General features: G+C 54.0%; 15 protein-coding genes. 11 read left to right on the forward strand and 4 right to left on the reverse strand.

What is annotated here, in order from left to right; genetic code table 11:
• Positions 1-287 precede the first annotated feature (287 nt).
• Together HP555_RS04635 and HP555_RS04640 are read left to right on the forward strand one after the other, a co-directional pair.
• Positions 288-1,694 carry a TolC family protein gene (locus HP555_RS04635; protein ID WP_199264021.1) on the forward strand — a complete coding sequence of 469 codons (1,407 nt, stop codon included), beginning with the start codon at positions 288-290 and terminating at the stop codon, positions 1,692-1,694.
• Positions 1,678-2,103 carry an acyl-CoA thioesterase gene (locus HP555_RS04640; RefSeq protein ID WP_199264022.1) on the forward strand — a complete coding sequence of 142 codons (426 nt, stop codon included), beginning with the start codon at positions 1,678-1,680 and terminating at the stop codon, positions 2,101-2,103. The genes HP555_RS04635 and HP555_RS04640 overlap by 17 nt, the downstream gene beginning before the upstream one ends.
• Before the next feature lie 5 nt (positions 2,104-2,108).
• Here HP555_RS04640 and HP555_RS04645 read toward each other — a convergent pair whose 3' ends face one another.
• The 4 genes from HP555_RS04645 to HP555_RS04660 all read right to left on the reverse strand — a co-directional run bounded on the left by HP555_RS04645 (position 2,109) and on the right by HP555_RS04660 (position 6,511).
• The gene (locus HP555_RS04645; protein WP_199264023.1) at positions 2,109-2,609 is read right to left on the reverse strand and encodes a TlpA family protein disulfide reductase; all 501 of its coding nucleotides are present in this window, start codon (positions 2,607-2,609) and stop codon (positions 2,109-2,111) included.
• A gap of 45 nt (positions 2,610-2,654) precedes the next feature.
• Entirely contained in the window at positions 2,655-3,353 is a 699-nt protein-coding gene (locus tag HP555_RS04650; RefSeq protein ID WP_199264024.1) for a cytochrome c biogenesis protein CcdA, read from the reverse strand.
• A gap of 156 nt (positions 3,354-3,509) precedes the next feature.
• A complete protein-coding gene (locus tag HP555_RS04655; RefSeq protein WP_199264025.1) occupies positions 3,510-5,147 on the reverse strand; it encodes a hydantoinase/oxoprolinase N-terminal domain-containing protein in 1,638 nt (545 codons plus the stop codon).
• A 185-nt stretch (positions 5,148-5,332) separates the two neighbouring features.
• Complete coding sequence (locus HP555_RS04660) at positions 5,333-6,511, reverse strand: phospholipase D-like domain-containing protein (RefSeq protein ID WP_199264026.1); 1,179 nt, start codon at positions 6,509-6,511, stop codon at positions 5,333-5,335.
• 165 nt (positions 6,512-6,676) lie between these two features.
• On the opposite strand from HP555_RS04660, the gene HP555_RS04665 reads away from it, so the two are divergent.
• The 9 genes from HP555_RS04665 (at position 6,677) to HP555_RS04705 (ending at position 15,220) form a co-directional block, all read left to right on the forward strand.
• Complete coding sequence (locus tag HP555_RS04665; protein ID WP_199264027.1) at positions 6,677-6,961, forward strand: GNAT family N-acetyltransferase; 285 nt, start codon at positions 6,677-6,679, stop codon at positions 6,959-6,961.
• Between the two features lie 400 nt (positions 6,962-7,361).
• Positions 7,362-9,344, forward strand: coding sequence for a polysaccharide biosynthesis protein (locus tag HP555_RS04670; protein WP_269846858.1), 1,983 nt, complete (start codon positions 7,362-7,364; stop codon positions 9,342-9,344).
• Between the two features lie 57 nt (positions 9,345-9,401).
• Positions 9,402-10,463 (forward strand): dTDP-glucose 4,6-dehydratase, encoded by a 1,062-nt coding sequence (rfbB, locus tag HP555_RS04675; protein WP_199264028.1) that lies wholly within the window; start codon positions 9,402-9,404, stop codon positions 10,461-10,463.
• Positions 10,464-10,465: 2 nt separating this feature from the next.
• A complete protein-coding gene (rfbD, locus tag HP555_RS04680) occupies positions 10,466-11,353 on the forward strand; it encodes a dTDP-4-dehydrorhamnose reductase (RefSeq protein ID WP_199264029.1) in 888 nt (295 codons plus the stop codon).
• Between the two features lie 11 nt (positions 11,354-11,364).
• Positions 11,365-12,243 (forward strand): glucose-1-phosphate thymidylyltransferase RfbA, encoded by an 879-nt coding sequence (rfbA, locus tag HP555_RS04685; protein ID WP_199264030.1) that lies wholly within the window; start codon positions 11,365-11,367, stop codon positions 12,241-12,243.
• A complete protein-coding gene (rfbC, locus tag HP555_RS04690; RefSeq protein ID WP_199264031.1) occupies positions 12,243-12,791 on the forward strand; it encodes a dTDP-4-dehydrorhamnose 3,5-epimerase in 549 nt (182 codons plus the stop codon). The genes rfbA and rfbC overlap by 1 nt, the downstream gene beginning before the upstream one ends.
• A 21-nt stretch (positions 12,792-12,812) precedes the next feature.
• Positions 12,813-13,556: a glycosyltransferase family 2 protein gene (locus tag HP555_RS04695; protein ID WP_199264032.1), complete on the forward strand. Its 744-nt coding sequence runs from the start codon at positions 12,813-12,815 to the stop codon at positions 13,554-13,556.
• 153 nt (positions 13,557-13,709) lie between these two features.
• Positions 13,710-14,660, forward strand: coding sequence for an NAD-dependent epimerase/dehydratase family protein (locus tag HP555_RS04700; protein ID WP_199264033.1), 951 nt, complete (start codon positions 13,710-13,712; stop codon positions 14,658-14,660).
• The gene (locus HP555_RS04705; RefSeq protein WP_199264485.1) at positions 14,660-15,220 is read left to right on the forward strand and encodes a sugar transferase; all 561 of its coding nucleotides are present in this window, start codon (positions 14,660-14,662) and stop codon (positions 15,218-15,220) included. The genes HP555_RS04700 and HP555_RS04705 overlap by 1 nt, the downstream gene beginning before the upstream one ends.
• The last annotated feature ends 6 nt before the right edge of the window (positions 15,221-15,226 follow it).

Raw genomic sequence — 15,226 nt, forward strand, 5'->3', positions numbered from 1 at the left:
TGAGCATCGTTTTATCTGTTACCTGGGTAATGGTACTGGCTGCCGGTTACTTGCTGGCTGTTCGTTTTCTGAAAAAGACAGATCTGTTGTGATCGCCCTCAAAACGTATCTGAGCGTGACCGGCCTTGTCGGCTGTGGTCACCAGTGGGCAGGTGCGGAGTATAGCGGCACATGATACCGTGTTGAAAATTACTGTTGATCCGGCGGCACTGAACATGTGCCGACAGGCGAGTCATTTTTCAGGGCGTGCATAAAACCAGACAGGGGCAATGGGGTTGGAGAAATATATGCAACGGATGGTCGGCGTAATTTTGGTGGTGTTCTTCAGTTTGACCGGGACTGCCCTGGCAGTGAAACAACCGGTCGTGGCTGACTTGTCTACCACCAAAGTGTTGGATTTGAAGACAGCGCAGGCCCTGGCTCTGGCTGGTAATCCTGATATGGCGGCGGCACTGACGCGGATTGAACAGGCCAGGGCCAGGGTTCAACAGGCGATGGCTGCCTGGTGGCCGAGTCTTGATGTCAGCGCCTCCGGCTCCAGACAGCGGTTATCCGACAGAGCATATGATAACAACAGGCTCTTCGCTCGACAGTTGGGCATGACGGTCGATCAGACTGATTCGATCTATCAGTCGGGAGTTGAGGCAACATGGCTGTTGTTTGACGGGTTTTATCGAACGTTTAAGGAACAGCAGGCGCAGTATGATGAACAGGCGGCAGATGCCGGTATGATTGACAGTCAGCGTCTGCTGGTCGCAGCAACAGCCGAGGCCTTTCTCAATGCCCAGCTTGCCCAGACCTTTATTGACATTAACCGTGCTGATGAAACCTTTTACACCCAGCAGCTTGAGGATGCTCAGAACCGTTTCAAGATCGGCGCCGGGCCCTGGGGAGATGTTTTAAACATCCGGGTGCAGGTCAACTCAGCAAAGAACAGTCTGATCCGATCTCAGCGCGAATTTGAGGCTGCGGGGTATGGACTGGCGGCACTGTTAGGATTGCCGGAAGCCACCTTGCCGCCGCAGCTTCGTTTGGCTGCTCTGGATCAGGGCGCGACCCCTCCGGCCGTGACCCAGAGTCCGGAAGTGCTGATACAGGAGGCTTTAGCCAAACGTCCTGATGTCCGGCGTCTGGAGATGGTGGTGAAACAGACGGAGGCCTCCATGGGCATGTCCAGGGCACCTTTGTATCCCAAGGTCCGGCTGGCCGGTTCGGTTCAAGGTGCCCGTGAAGGGAGTGCCGGCTTATCCAGCCACGACTTTGGAAGCACTGTGGGGATGAATATGAGTTGGAATCTCTATGCAGGCGGTGCTGATAAAGCGCGGATGATTGAGGCCGAAGAGGCGAAGAGAGAGGCAGTGTATACCCTTGCAGGTGTGCGCAATACAGTCGCATCAGAGATCAGGCAGGAGCTGGCGATGCTGGCTGCTGCCGATGAGCAGTTACGTTTGCAGCGGGAGACGGTGAAACTCGTTGAAGAAAATCGAGATCTGGCAAGAAATGAGTATGAGGCCGGAGAGTCCCCGCTGATACGGTTAAACGAGGCCCAGCGCGATCTGGTCGCCACCCACAGCCGTCTGGCTCAGGCTCTGGTCGCCTGTCAGCTGGCAGAACAGCGTTTGGCGGCGGTTACCGGTCGCAACCTGGAGGAATTCGCACGTAGCAGCAGGGCGGGCAATGACGAAGATCGGTAGACTTGACGTGGTGGTGGAGCCGGCGGTTATTGATGCCAACGGGCACGTTAATAACGTGCAGTACGTGCAATGGATCCAGGACGCAGCTTTGGCCCATTCCGCTCAACTTGGGTGGCCCTATGAACGATATACTTCAATTGGCCGCACCTGGATTGTTCGTTCACATACCATTGAGTACTATCATTCAGCCTATGTTGGCGATGAACTCACCATTCTGACCTGGGTCAGCAGCCTGCACAAAATCCGATCGTTACGCAAATACAAGTTCTTCCGGCCTGCAGACGGCAGCCTTTTGGCTGTCGCCTCCACGCTTTTTATATTCTGCGATCTGCAGACCGGCAAGCCGGTTTCCATACCCCAGGAGATTCAGGCGGTGTATACGGTGCTTGACGTTGCCGATGAACCCTGATCCTTTCACTTCTCTGCTGATAACTGCACAAACGAAGAGTCCGGAATATTTGGTGCAAAGAAATTACGGAACTGAATAATCCCCTGACGATCGGCAATGATGATGGTTGGTACGCCCTGGAGGCCGTATTTACCCGCAATGGTGCCGGAACCGTCGAAATATGCTCTGTAGGTCATACCGGTTTTGCGGACAAAGTTTTGTGCCCGCTCAACAGTGTCATTGAAACCAACGTTAACAGCGACAAATTCCATGCCGCGCTGTTGGAACTTGTCGGCCAGGGCATTGATTTTCGGGACTTCAGACTTGCAGGTCTGGCACCAGGATGTCCAGAAGACGAGCATGATGGGTTTGGTGCCGATGCTGTCTTGTAAATCATAGGACTCACCATTGAGATCGATTCCCTTGAACGGGATCAGTGGTTCCCCCACTTGTGCCGCCCACACAGGCGTAGAGAGGAAAAGAAGAAGGCACAGTCTGACGATGGTTCGGATAAGGATGTTGTTCATAATGATTCCGGACAGGAAGAAACTGAAGGATGCAGCCGTGATCGCTCAGAGAAACAGCGCACCGGCTTTGATGAAAAAATATTGGGCAATGACAAGCATACCTATCCCTATGGTTTTCTTGATGGTCACCATCCATGATCCCGAGCGGGGCAGGGAGGTCAGGAAGCTTGAAAAGGTACCCACACCGACGAGCAGGACACCCATTCCCAGGGAAAATACAAAGAGCAGTAACCCTCCGGTCAGCATGCTCTGCGATGAGGCTGTATAAATTAACAGGCTCCCCAGGATGGGAGTGGTACAGGGGCCGGCCACCAGAGCTGAAGACATGCCGGCAATGAAGAGGCCGACGAATCCGATCCGTTTTGAGAGAAGTGAGCCCGGCAATGTCGGTAACTGGACCGCGTCGAGCATGACCAGACCAAAAAACAGGATCACATTTCCCACGATCAGGAAGGTCCAGGGGTTGGTGTTGATGCTCCCAAAAAAGCTGCCGGTAGCGGCGGCAAAGATACCAAGTGCCGCATAGGTGCAGGCCATACCGGCTACATAGATCAGTGAAAGGGAAAAACCCCGCCATTTGGAGCCGCCGACATTTGCATGACCAATGATCCCGGCGGTTATGGGAATCATCGGGTAGATGCAGGGTGTCAGGCTGGCGAGAATGCCGCCGGCAAAGGCAAGGAAGAGCGAAATCAACAGGGATGACTGCAGGTATGTATCAAACTGCCCTATTAAGATATCCATGATCTGTTTTTTATCTTTTGATGAGAGTGCCTCTCAAGGATAATCCGCGCAACCAGGAAGTAAAGGGGGAAGTTCATTGTCAGGCAGTGCGGAAATGCCGCCCATCTTTTGAACAGTCATTACCTGTCGGAACCCGGGTTTCATACTTGCCGGCGGTTATGCCTGGACAGATTCGGCTGATCCGATCAAGGCGGCACCTATGGCATTGCCAACCTCGTAGTGCTTCGGAAAGGTGGCCGTTGTTCCCAGGCGTGCAGCAACGTTGGGGAGAAAGCAGCGGGCTGCCGCGCCGATGGCGATGATCGGTAGTTTAAGTTCAAAACGAACGGAAAAAAGGTCATTATCCAGGCGGTTGAGAAAGTGAGCGCTGTTGCCTTCTACCCAGATAGAACGGGCAAGATAGGTTAAGATGGCCTTTTCTATGGCAGTTTCGGTCTTTTCGATCACCCGTCGGCAGAAGTCTGTGGTGTCAGTCCCGACTGTGCCACCCAAAAGACGAGCAGCCTGTCGGCTTACTCCGGCATTACCGATCTGAAGTAGTCCTAAGGCATGGAGAGCGTCAGTGGGGGTGAATCCGGCAACAGTGATGTGCTGGAGAAACAACAGGCGTTCCAGGCGTTTTTCGAGAAGGATGCCGCGAATACCTGTCTGATCCGCTAGAGTACGCGGTGTGGCCGGACCATGTGTTGCAAGAAAGCTGAGCAGCACATCTTGTGCAATCAGCTCGCGGCTGAGACCCTTTACCGGCAGCACGAGGGTATCGTCTCCGCCGGTCAGCCACTGCCCGGGGTCGGGCAGGTCCATTGTCATGGCCAGGGGATGGACACGTGTGGTCGTTAAGGAGACTGTCCTGTCGGGTCCGCACAGGACATGTGTGTCACCACCGATACCGGCGGTGTACATGTCCACTGCTTCAACATGGGTCTGCCATTGGCCGATGGTACAGCCGTCTTTGCTCAGCAGAGGCTGACCGTCTTTTATTAAACAGACATCCGTGGTGGTGCCGCCGACATCGACCACAAGTGCTGAACGCAAACCGCTGGTGGTTCCAAAGCAGGCGGTTGCCGCCGGTCCGCTGGCCATGGTGATGGCGGCACGGTCAGCTATGTGCTCAAGAGCTTCACCTTTGCCGTTGCCACAGATCATGATGACCGGACAGTTGAGTCCTGTCGTTGTCATGGACCGTTGAATCGAGTCCAGGAATTCGGTCATTAAGGGCATGAGTCTGGCATGAAGACACGCTGTTGCCGAGCGTTCGAGAACTCCGGAATGGGTGGAGACCAGATGTGAGCAGAAAACAGGCTTGGGGTCGATTAAACGGATAGCCTCCCTGACAACCAGCTCATGGGTCGGGTTTTTTATCGACATGGTGCCACAGACAGCATAGCTGTCCACTTCCGTGATGAGTCCCGGCAGGGTGTCGACCAACCGTTCAAGATCAAGGGGCTCATCTTCCTGGCCGGTTATGGTATGGCCGCCTTTGAGATAGATGTTGGCAACAACCGGCAATCTGAAAGGACGAACCGTGCCAAGTACAAACAGGGCAACTCTGGCCCCCCGGTTTTCAACCACAGCGTTGGTGGCCAGTGTTGTGGACACGGCAAGACAGGTAATCTCTGCAGTGTTTACCCCGGCTTGCAGCAGACCGGCCAGGGCTGTGCCGACACCGATGCTCAGATCGTGGCTGGTGGTCCGTTCTTTGCGCCAGGCAACCATTTCTTTGGTCTGATTGTTCAGGAGAACAGCATCTGTATACGTGCCGCCGGTATCAATGCCTATGGAGTATGTGCTCATAGAAGTAAGAGAATGCGTTTGAAAACACTTGGAGTAGGTATTGGTCTCGTGCCTGTACCCGTTGAAGCCCCTGGACAATCGTGGTCATTGGATCGCTGTTGGATACCACCGGCTCAATGGAAAAGCAAGCACAGTGTGTCTGACGTGGCCGGGTCGCAGTGTCCTCCGCTGTTGGCTGGCATGCTTTACAGCAGGTGACGCAGTGGCGTTAACAGCCACTTCAGTATTTTTTCCATCCTGGTGAGACGGATAGTGTGCTCAAGATCGACCCGGGTAGATTTTTTTAATTCTTCGTCGATTAAGTCACTTATCTGTGTACCAAAGGTGTGGTTGTCAATAATGACGTTTATTTCAAAGTTACGATAAAAACTCCGATAATCGAAATTCGCCGAGCCCAGGGTCACCCAGTGTTCATCAATAAGCATGACCTTGGCATGCAGGATGGTTCCCTGGCGGGTATAAATTTCGACACCGGCCTCGGACAGGGGTTCAAGATAGGCGAGGCTGAATTTCTGGACAATCGGTACATCACTGATCGAAGGCAGAATGACCTGTACCCTGGCACCGCGGTTGACCGCACGGAGCAGGGAGCGAACTATCCTCGGCCCTGGAAGAAAGTACGGCGTCATAATGCGGATTCTATGGACAGCTCCGGCCATGGCGAGACGAAAGGAGTTGCGGATAAGTGGTTGGGTGTGGTGAGGCGAGCCGTTGACAATGATGACGTTTGCGTCTCCGGCGGGATCGGGCGATGTGTGGACCGGCCGCTTTGTAAAGGGACCTTTTTCCTGCTCCCAGGTTTGCCAGAAAAGTCGGTGCAGTTCGGCAGCAGCCGGGCCATCCATGCGCATACCAACATCACGCCATCGTTCCAGGCTGTCGCCAAAGCCGGAATACTCATCACCGATGTTGAGACCGCCCAGAAAAGCGATGGACCCGTCAATGACAGTCATCTTGCGGTGGTTCCGCAGGTCGAGCCAGCGCAGCTTCGAAAATGCCGGCCTGTTAAAAGCCAGGCAGTGCACGCCCTGATCCTGTAGTTGCCTGAAAAATGACGCCTGAGTGTCAAAACAGCCGATGGCATCGTAAATGAGTGAAACGTGTACACCGCGCTGCACAGCCTTGATCAGGCTTTGTGCAAAAGTCTGACCGGTGTGATCGTTTCTGATGAGATAGTATTCGGCGCAGACAGAGGTGACAGCCTCGTTGACAGCCTGGAAGAGTGCCGGAAAAAAATCTCCGCCATGCGGAAGGAGAACAACGTTGTTATGATAAAACCCGACCACATTGGGGTCATCCTTGATGCGGGCCATGAGCCCTTTCAGGCGAAGTCGCTGTACAAGAGTGTGTCGGGAAATTTTCATTGTCGTTGAGTACGGGTATGTATGCTCCGGTCAGTCGGCTGTCACTGTACCATAGAATCAGATGAAGAAAAAGCAGAGGCCGGTTCTCGTTCTTTGTTGCTTCTCAGCGTGAAGAGATTAAAAAGTGTATCCATATACGTTGATTATTTTACCGTGGAGGTGGTAATGGCAAACGAACCGATAAAAAATGACCTGATGCACCGCTATGAATTGCATCTTGACGGGAAGACGGCACTGCTGGTCTATGAACTGCGGAACAACGATACAGTGGTGTTTACGCATACCTTTGTGCCGCCGGAGTTGCGTGGAAAAAATGTGGCGGCCATTCTGACACGATTTGCGCTGGACGATGTCCGCAGCCAGGGGAAAAAGGTGGTACCGCAGTGCTCGTATGCAGCTGCTTTTTTAGAAAGAAACAAGGAGTATGAGGAGCTTGCGGTCAAACCATAGGTAAGCACCTGTCCATTGATTTTTTCAAAAGTTATCCGTCTCAGGCCTGTGTCCCCGCATCTGTTTTGTACTGGTCATGACGCTGTGACTACGTATCGTATTATTGAATATCATTCGCAGCCTTCGCGCAGATTTTATGGAGATCTGCGCAAGATGCGTTGAATTATTGTGAGCAAGCAGGTATATCCTACCGGATGCATTGGGCAGGCTTTTTTCGCCCGGGAGATTTGCAGCCCGTTCCCTTCTGTGTACTGTTATCTGCTGCGGAGCCTGCTTCAAACCGTCTGTAGCATCATCTTCTTCAAATAAGATCCTGGGCTCAACATTATAAAACAGCCGTGCAGAGCTTCATGGCGCGGCAGTGCGGCTGACTGTCAATACCGTCTTTTTGGTACCTCCTTTGTTTGCACTACGAACACACATCACACTTCTTCACACCCTGGTGAAGAATCCGAAGTTCTGGCTTATCTTTGTGGTTGATGCGTTACTCATCATCCTGGCGCATTATCTCGCCTATGCCATACGTTTTGAGACTTTTTTACAGGGAGAAGTATTTCGACAGTTTGCCGGTCTGCTTCCTCTGATTCTTGGGATCAAGCTCCCCTGTTTTTACCTGTTCGGCCTGTATCGCGGCATGTGGCGGTATACGAGCATCAATGATGTTGTGAACGTCCTGCTGGCCACGCTTTTTTCTTCGGCTCTGGTCGTGCTTGTGCTGTTGTTCAGTCAGCGTTTTCTTGGTTTTTCACGGTCAGTGTTTTTGCTGGACATGGTTTTTACATTTGGCAGCATTGCCGGGCATCGGGTTCTGATCCGTTTTCTGTATCTTCGTCGCGGATCGGTTTATGACGTCTTTACAACAGGTTTTCGACCGGAAGAAAGACGCCTGCTGTTGATAGGGGCTGGAGACGCTACGGATCGTATCTTAAAAGAACTTCGTGATAACAATTTGTTGCGATACATGGCAGTGGGCATTGTCGATGATGACCCTGAGAAAACCGGCATGAGGCTCCATGGGGTGCCGGTCCTTGGTCTGATCGATGACCTGCAGGCCCATGCCCAGCGGGTAAAGGCCCAGGAGATCCTCATCAGTGCAATGGTGATTGATAAGGACAGGATGCGGCGGCTGGTAACACTGTGTCAACAGACTCGTTTACCGTTTAAAGTTTTACCCACCATCGGTGAGCTGCTCGGCGGTGGCATCTCGATCCGCTCCATGCGGGACATCTCGTACAAGGATCTGCTGGGCAGAGAGGAGGTCCGGCTGGAACAGGAGAAGATCGGCGGTTATCTGACCGGCAAAACAGTGCTGATCACCGGAGCAGGCGGGTCCATCGGGTCTGAACTGTGCCGTCAGATTCTCCGTTTCGCTCCTGGTTTGATTGTCCTGTTTGATGCCGGCGAGGAAAATCTGTATCGGGTACAGATGGAGTTGCGGCATGAGCACGAAAACATCGCTACCACGGCTGTCCTTGGCAAAGTTCAGGATATGCGATTGATCAATGCGATTTTCAAGCGGCATCAGCCAACAGTGGTCTTTCATACGGCAGCGTATAAACACGTGCCCCTGGTCGAGCGAAATCCATGGCAGGCAGTGGATAATAATATTGTCGGTACCCAACTCTTAATGGAGGCGGCCATTGTTTATGGAGTGGAACGATTTGTTCTGGTCTCCAGCGACAAAGCCGTCCGGCCGACGAATGTCATGGGGGCTTCCAAGCGGGTGACCGAGTTGCTGATGTCGGCCTACAACAGCCACTGCTGGGATGGTTGTGTCAGTTCACCCTGGCAGCGGGTGCTGCAGAATAAGGGACAAAGGGGGGCCGGTAAGGTGCCGGCCAGCCACGGTACTCGATTTATGGGGGTACGATTCGGCAATGTTCTTGGTTCGTCCGGTTCTGTTCTGCCTTTGTTTAAACGACAGATAGAAAGAGGGGGGCCGGTGACCGTGACTCATCCGGAGGTGACCCGTTATTTCATGTCTGCTGAAGAGGCGGCTCAGCTTATTTTACAAAGCGGTGCCATGGGGGAAGGCGGTGAAATTTTTATCCTGAAGATGGGTGAACCGGTGAAGATTGCCGATATGGCCCGGGAGTTGATCAGGCTGACCGGTCGTGAGCCGGATAATGATATTGCCATTCGGTATATCGGGTTGCGTGCCGGTGAAAAACTCTACGAAGAGTTGATCACTGCAGGCGAGGGTATTGTTCCCACCGGTCATGAAAAAATTATGGTGCTGCGCGGTCAGCAACCACATGATTGTCAACAGTTACGTGACCAGCTCGAAGCTTTGCAGGAACAGGCAAAAAGTCTGGACAGCAGGGGGATTAAAGAGACGTTGAAAAGTATTGTACCGGAGTATGTGCCGGACTACAGTGTGTGATCGTTCGTTTCTTTAGGGCTGCATTCCATTATTTTTTTTACAGCAGGAAGGCGTTTTATGGCAATACTTGTCACCGGTGGTGCCGGTTTTATCGGCAGCAACTTTATCCTTGAATGGCTTCATGAAATCGACGAACAGATCATAAATCTTGATCTGCTGACCTATGCCGGCAATCCGGAAAACCTCGCCGGTCTTGCCGGTAATACACGGTATCTATTTGTTCAGGGTGATATTGGCGACATGCCGTTGGTCTCCAGGCTGCTCACCGATTATCGGCCTCGTGCCATTGTCAATTTTGCTGCGGAGTCACATGTGGATCGCGGTATCCATAGGCCGGAAGACTTTATCCAGACCAATGTGGTGGGAACATTCAGGTTGCTTGAGGCAGCACGCGGATACTGGCAGCACTTACCGGGTGCTGAACAGGAAGTCTTTCGTTTCCTTCATGTCTCCACCGATGAGGTGTATGGGACACTGCCCCCGGCAGCCCCGGCTTTTACAGAAAAACATCCCTATGCTCCGAACAGCCCCTATTCCGCCAGTAAAGCGGCCAGTGATCATATGGTACGGGCATATCATCACACCTACGGTCTGCCGGTCCTGACCTCTAACTGTTCAAACAACTACGGTCCTTATCAGTTCCCGGAAAAGTTGATACCCCTTTGTCTGCATAACGCTTTGGCCGGCCGGACTCTGCCCATATACGGTGACGGCCTTCAGATCCGCGACTGGCTGTTTGTTGCCGACCATTGCAGTGCCATCCGCGAGGTACTGGCAAACGGTCTGCCCGGGGAGGTATACAATATCGGTGGCTGGAACGAAAAAACAAATCTTGAAGTGGTCCGGACCCTGTGTACCCTGCTGGACGAGCTGAAGCCGCGTGCTGACGGCAAGGCCTATGGTGAGCAGATTGCCTTTGTAGATGATCGTCCCGGGCATGATCGACGCTATGCCATTGATGCCACCAAAATCGAACGCGAACTGGGTTGGAAGCCGAAAGAGACCTTTGATACCGGCATTCGTAAGACCGTTCGCTGGTACCTTGACAACCGGGAATGGGTGGACAGTGTGACCCGTGGCAGCTATCGGCAGTGGATCAACCAGCAGTACGGAGCCTGACCATGCGTATTGTGCTTACCGGCAGTAACGGGCAGGTAGGGTTTGAGCTGCAGCGTGCTTTAAGTCCGGTGGGAGAGATCACAGCCGTTGACAGAAAGGCATGTGATCTTACCAGCAGCAAGGAGCTGCGAGCACTGATTCGGGAGAACCGGCCGGATGTTGTCATCAATGCGGCGGCGTACACGGCTGTTGACAAGGCAGAGTCTGAGCAGTCGGAAGCCTTTGCCGTCAACGGGATCGCCCCGGGCGTACTGGCCGAGGAGGCTGCGCAGAGAAAGGCGCTGTTCATCCATTACTGTACCGACTATGTCTACGACGGCGCCAATGTATCCTGGTATAAGGAAGACGATGGAACCAACCCCCTGAACGTTTACGGTGCCAGCAAGTTGGAGGGCACCCGGGCGGTACAGCGTGTTGCACCCCGACACCTCATCTTTCGTACCTGCTGGGTATTCAGTGGGCATGGTGCTAATTTTGTGAAGACTGTTCTTCGTCTGGCTGCTGAACGAGAGCACTTAAGTGTGGTTGCCGACCAGTTCGGTGCGCCCACTTCCGCAGCTCTGATAGCGGACGTGACGGCGCAGGTCGTCGGACAGTACCAGCGGTCCGGGGAGGCAGGATTTCCCTATGGGCTGTATCATCTCGCGGCTGCCGGGGTTACCACCTGGTGCGATTTTGCGCAGACCATTGTCGAAACTGCTCAACGTACTGGAAAGGTGCTTAAACTGAAACCGGCCGCTATTCATCCTGTCAGCTCAGCCGAGTATCCGCTGCCGGCAACACGGCCGGCCAACTCGCGACTGTCCACTCTGAAACTACGGCAAACTTTTGGCCTGCATCTGCCACCGTGGCAGCACGGCCTTGATCATGTACTGCGGCAGATTCTGTGAGGCTGAAAGCCATGCGTAAGGGTCTCATCCTGGCCGGAGGTTCCGGTACCCGACTTTATCCGGCCACCCTGGCCATATCCAAGCAGCTGTTACCTGTTTTTGACAAACCGATGATCTATTACCCGCTGTCAACGCTTATGCTGGCAGGTATTCGCAACATTCTGATCATCTCCACCCCGCAGGACACGCCGCGATTCGAACAATTGCTCGGTGACGGCAGTCAGTGGGGCATCCATCTCAGCTACATGGTGCAGCCGAAACCGGAAGGCCTGGCCCAGGCCTTTCTCATCGGTGAACAGTTCATTGGAGCAGACAGCGTTGCCCTTGTCCTTGGTGACAACATCTTTTATGGACACAGTCTCCACCAGCTGCTGGCAAACGCCAACAGGCAAGCCACAGGGGCCAGCATCTTTGCCTACCGTGTCAAAGATCCGCAGCGGTACGGCGTTGTGGCGTTTAATGAACAGGGCCATGCCACAAACATCGAAGAGAAGCCGCTGGCGCCAAAGAGCAACTACGCTGTGACAGGCCTCTATTTTTATGACAATGAGGTCGTGACCATTGCTAAACAGGTCAAACCTTCGGCCCGCGGAGAATTGGAGATTACCGATGTGAATCAGGCCTATCTCGAGCGCAACCAGTTGCGGGTTGAGATCATGGGGCGAGGCTATGCCTGGCTCGATACTGGCACCCATGAATCCATGCTGGAGGCCGGCCTGTTTATCCAAACCATTGAAAAACGACAGGGGCTGAAGGTGTCCTGCCCGGAGGAGATCGCCTTTCGACTTGGCTGGATAACTGCTGACCAGCTGGAACGATTGGCGTATCCTTTACAAAAAAACGGCTATGGAGAGTATCTGCTCTCTATTTTGAAAGACAGGGTGTTTTAATGCATGTTTTTCCAGCTGCAATTCCGGATGTACTTGTACTTGAGCCCAAGGTTTTCGGTGATCACCGCGGCTTTTTTTTCGAAAGTTTCAATGCCCGGGCCTTTGCTGAGATGACCGGGCTGCAACGGGAATTTGTGCAGGATAACCACTCCCGCTCATCGAAGGGAGTTCTGCGGGGGCTTCACTACCAGATTGAACAACCGCAGGGGAAACTGGTTCGTGTCGTGGTCGGGGAAGTGTTTGATGTTGCGGTTGATCTGCGCAAGGCCTCCCCTACGTTCGGCCAGTGGGCAGGGGAGCGTCTCAGTGCTGAAAACAAGAAACAGCTCTGGATTCCGGAAGGTTTTGCCCATGGTTTTCTGGTGCTCAGCGAGACAGCCGAATTTCTCTACAAAACGACTGACTACTATGCTCCGCAGCATGAGCGGACCCTGCTGTGGAGCGACCCGACAATAGGTGTCCAGTGGCCTCTCTGCGGAGAACCGAACCTGGCAATGAAGGATAAGGCTGGCAGGTTGTTTACTGAAGCTGAAGTGTTTGCTGACTGAGACGTTGAAGCGGGCAGAGAAATGATAGCTGTTTCTGTTGTGAGCCATGGCCACGGCGAGATGGTCACCAGTTTGGTTGCGTCCCTGCTGCCCTTTCCTGAAGTGAGCCGGATACTGGTAACGCTTAACCGGCCGGAATCGTTGCCGCTCCCGGAGGATGAGCGTATTCTGGTTATCCGCAATGCGTTTGCCAAAGGTTTCAGCGCCAATCACAACACTGCCTATGCCTTCTGCCGTGAGCCGTTTTTTTGTGTCGTCAACCCGGATATCGAGCTGCGCAGCAATCCTTTTCCGGCCCTGCTGCAGGCATCGGCAAAAGCCGATGCTGCTCTGACGGCCCCAATGGTTCTTTCGCTCCAGGGGACGGTGGAAAACAGCTTTCGGCGTTTTCCGAATCTGCGGCGGCTTGTTGCCAAGGTATTGGGACAGGTTGATCAAAGCTATACAGCCATCCCAGAAGAGCAGGATATTTTTTTCCCGGAATGGGTTGCCGGCATGTTCATGTTGTTTTCCAGCGTGGATTTTGCGGCGTTGAACGGGTTTGATGAGAAGTTTTTTCTGTACTATGAAGATGTCGATATCTGCGTGCGTGCCTGGAAATCCGGGAGAAAGGTGGCGGTCTGCCCGGCTGCCGCTGTTGTGCACGACGCCCGGTGCAGCAGCCATCACGATATACGTTTTTTGCGCTGGCACCTGGCGAGCATGGCGCGATATTTTTATAAACACTGGGGACGATTACCTGCGGTACCGATCACAAGAACCTGATGACAAGGACAAAATCAGACTGATAAAGGGTGCACTTTATGCGCTTGATGGCAGGAAACAGGGACGGCATCAGGCTCGGCTGCGGCACAGGCATCACCTGCCGGTACAGGGAATAAGACAGGTCGGCACCGATCTTTTTCATGAGGTTGTCTGATGCAGCTCGTCACAGGAGGAACCGGCTTTATCGGCAGCCATCTGCTGCAGGCCATGGCCCGCAGTAATGCATCCGAGGTGGTGATGCTCAGTCGGCGGCCGGTCCTGGCAGGAAAGACCAGGCTGGCTGCACTGGATGACCGTGCGGCACTGTGTGCTGCCTGTCATGGTGTGCAGGTGCTCTTTCATTGTGCCGGCCATGCGCATGCCTTTGCAGCCTTATCCGATGCGGACGCCGAACAGCACTGGCGGGTCAATTTTGAGGGGACCCGGAATCTTGCCGAAGCTGCCGGACAGGCGGGGGTGCAGCGGTTTGTTTTTCTTTCCAGTGTCAAGGCCATGGCCGATCCCGGCGAGGTGTGTGCAGATGAAGATTTTTCCGGCCGACCGGATACCGCCTATGGACAATCCAAACGGGCCGCGGAAGAGGCGGTATTGGATGCCGGCCGGCAGTACGGCATGCATGTGGTGAATTTACGTCTTGCCATGGTGTATGGCCACGGTGGCCGGGGGAACCTCGAACGCATGGGGCGGTTGGTGCAACAGGGGTGGTTTCCTCCCCTGCCGGAAACCGGCAACCATCGTTCGCTGGTCCATATCGATGATGTGGTTGCCGTTATGCAGCAGGTGGCTGGTGACAGTCGGGCCGATGGGCGGACATACATTATTGCCGGGCCGGATGCACCTTCCGGCCGGCAGTTGTACGATACGATGCGCAACGTGCTGGGGCTGCCACCTCGTTACTGGTCGGTTCCTGAACGTGTTTTACGCGGGTTTGCCTGGTGGGGTGACAGGTTGGAGGATCTGCTGCAGCGGCGTATCCCATACAACAGCGAGGTGCTGGATCGTTTGCTTGGCTCTGCATGGTACTCCGGTGATCGAATAGCACGGGAGCTGGGCTGGCGGGCAAAGGTTTCGCTTCGGAAGGGGCTTGGGGAGATGTTCAGATGATAAAGCGTCTGTTTGACCTTTCTCTGGCAACGGTCGCTCTGGTTGCCCTTGCACTCCCTTTGTTCATACTTGGGCTGCTGGTTCGGTTCACCTCTCCTGGTCCGGCACTCTACTGGTCGGATAGGGTGGGCAGGAACAACGTTCTCTTCAGGATGCCCAAGTTCCGGAGCATGCGGCTGGATACTCCAGCCGTTGCAACCCATCTTCTGGACGATCCCGGACAGTACCTGACCCCTATTGGTTCCTTCCTGCGCTCCACCAGTCTGGATGAGTTACCTCAACTGTGGAGTATCCTCAAAGGCGACATGAGCTTTGTCGGCCCGCGTCCCGCCCTGTTTAACCAGGACGATCTGATCGCTCTGCGAACCGGACAGGGAGTGCATGTACTGGTCCCCGGTGTAACCGGTTGGGCGCAGATCAACGGCCGCGATGAGTTACCCATCCCGGAAAAGGTCAGGCTGGATACAGAATACCTGAAGCGGCAGTCGTTCTGGTTTGATCTCTTTATTCTCTGGTTAACCCTGATCCGGGTCAGCCGCCGTGACGGCGTGGCCCACTGACCCGGA

Origin of the sequence: Desulfobulbus oligotrophicus, assembly GCF_016446285.1 — a bacterium.
GTDB classification, from domain to species: Bacteria; Desulfobacterota; Desulfobulbia; order Desulfobulbales; family Desulfobulbaceae; genus Desulfobulbus; species Desulfobulbus oligotrophicus.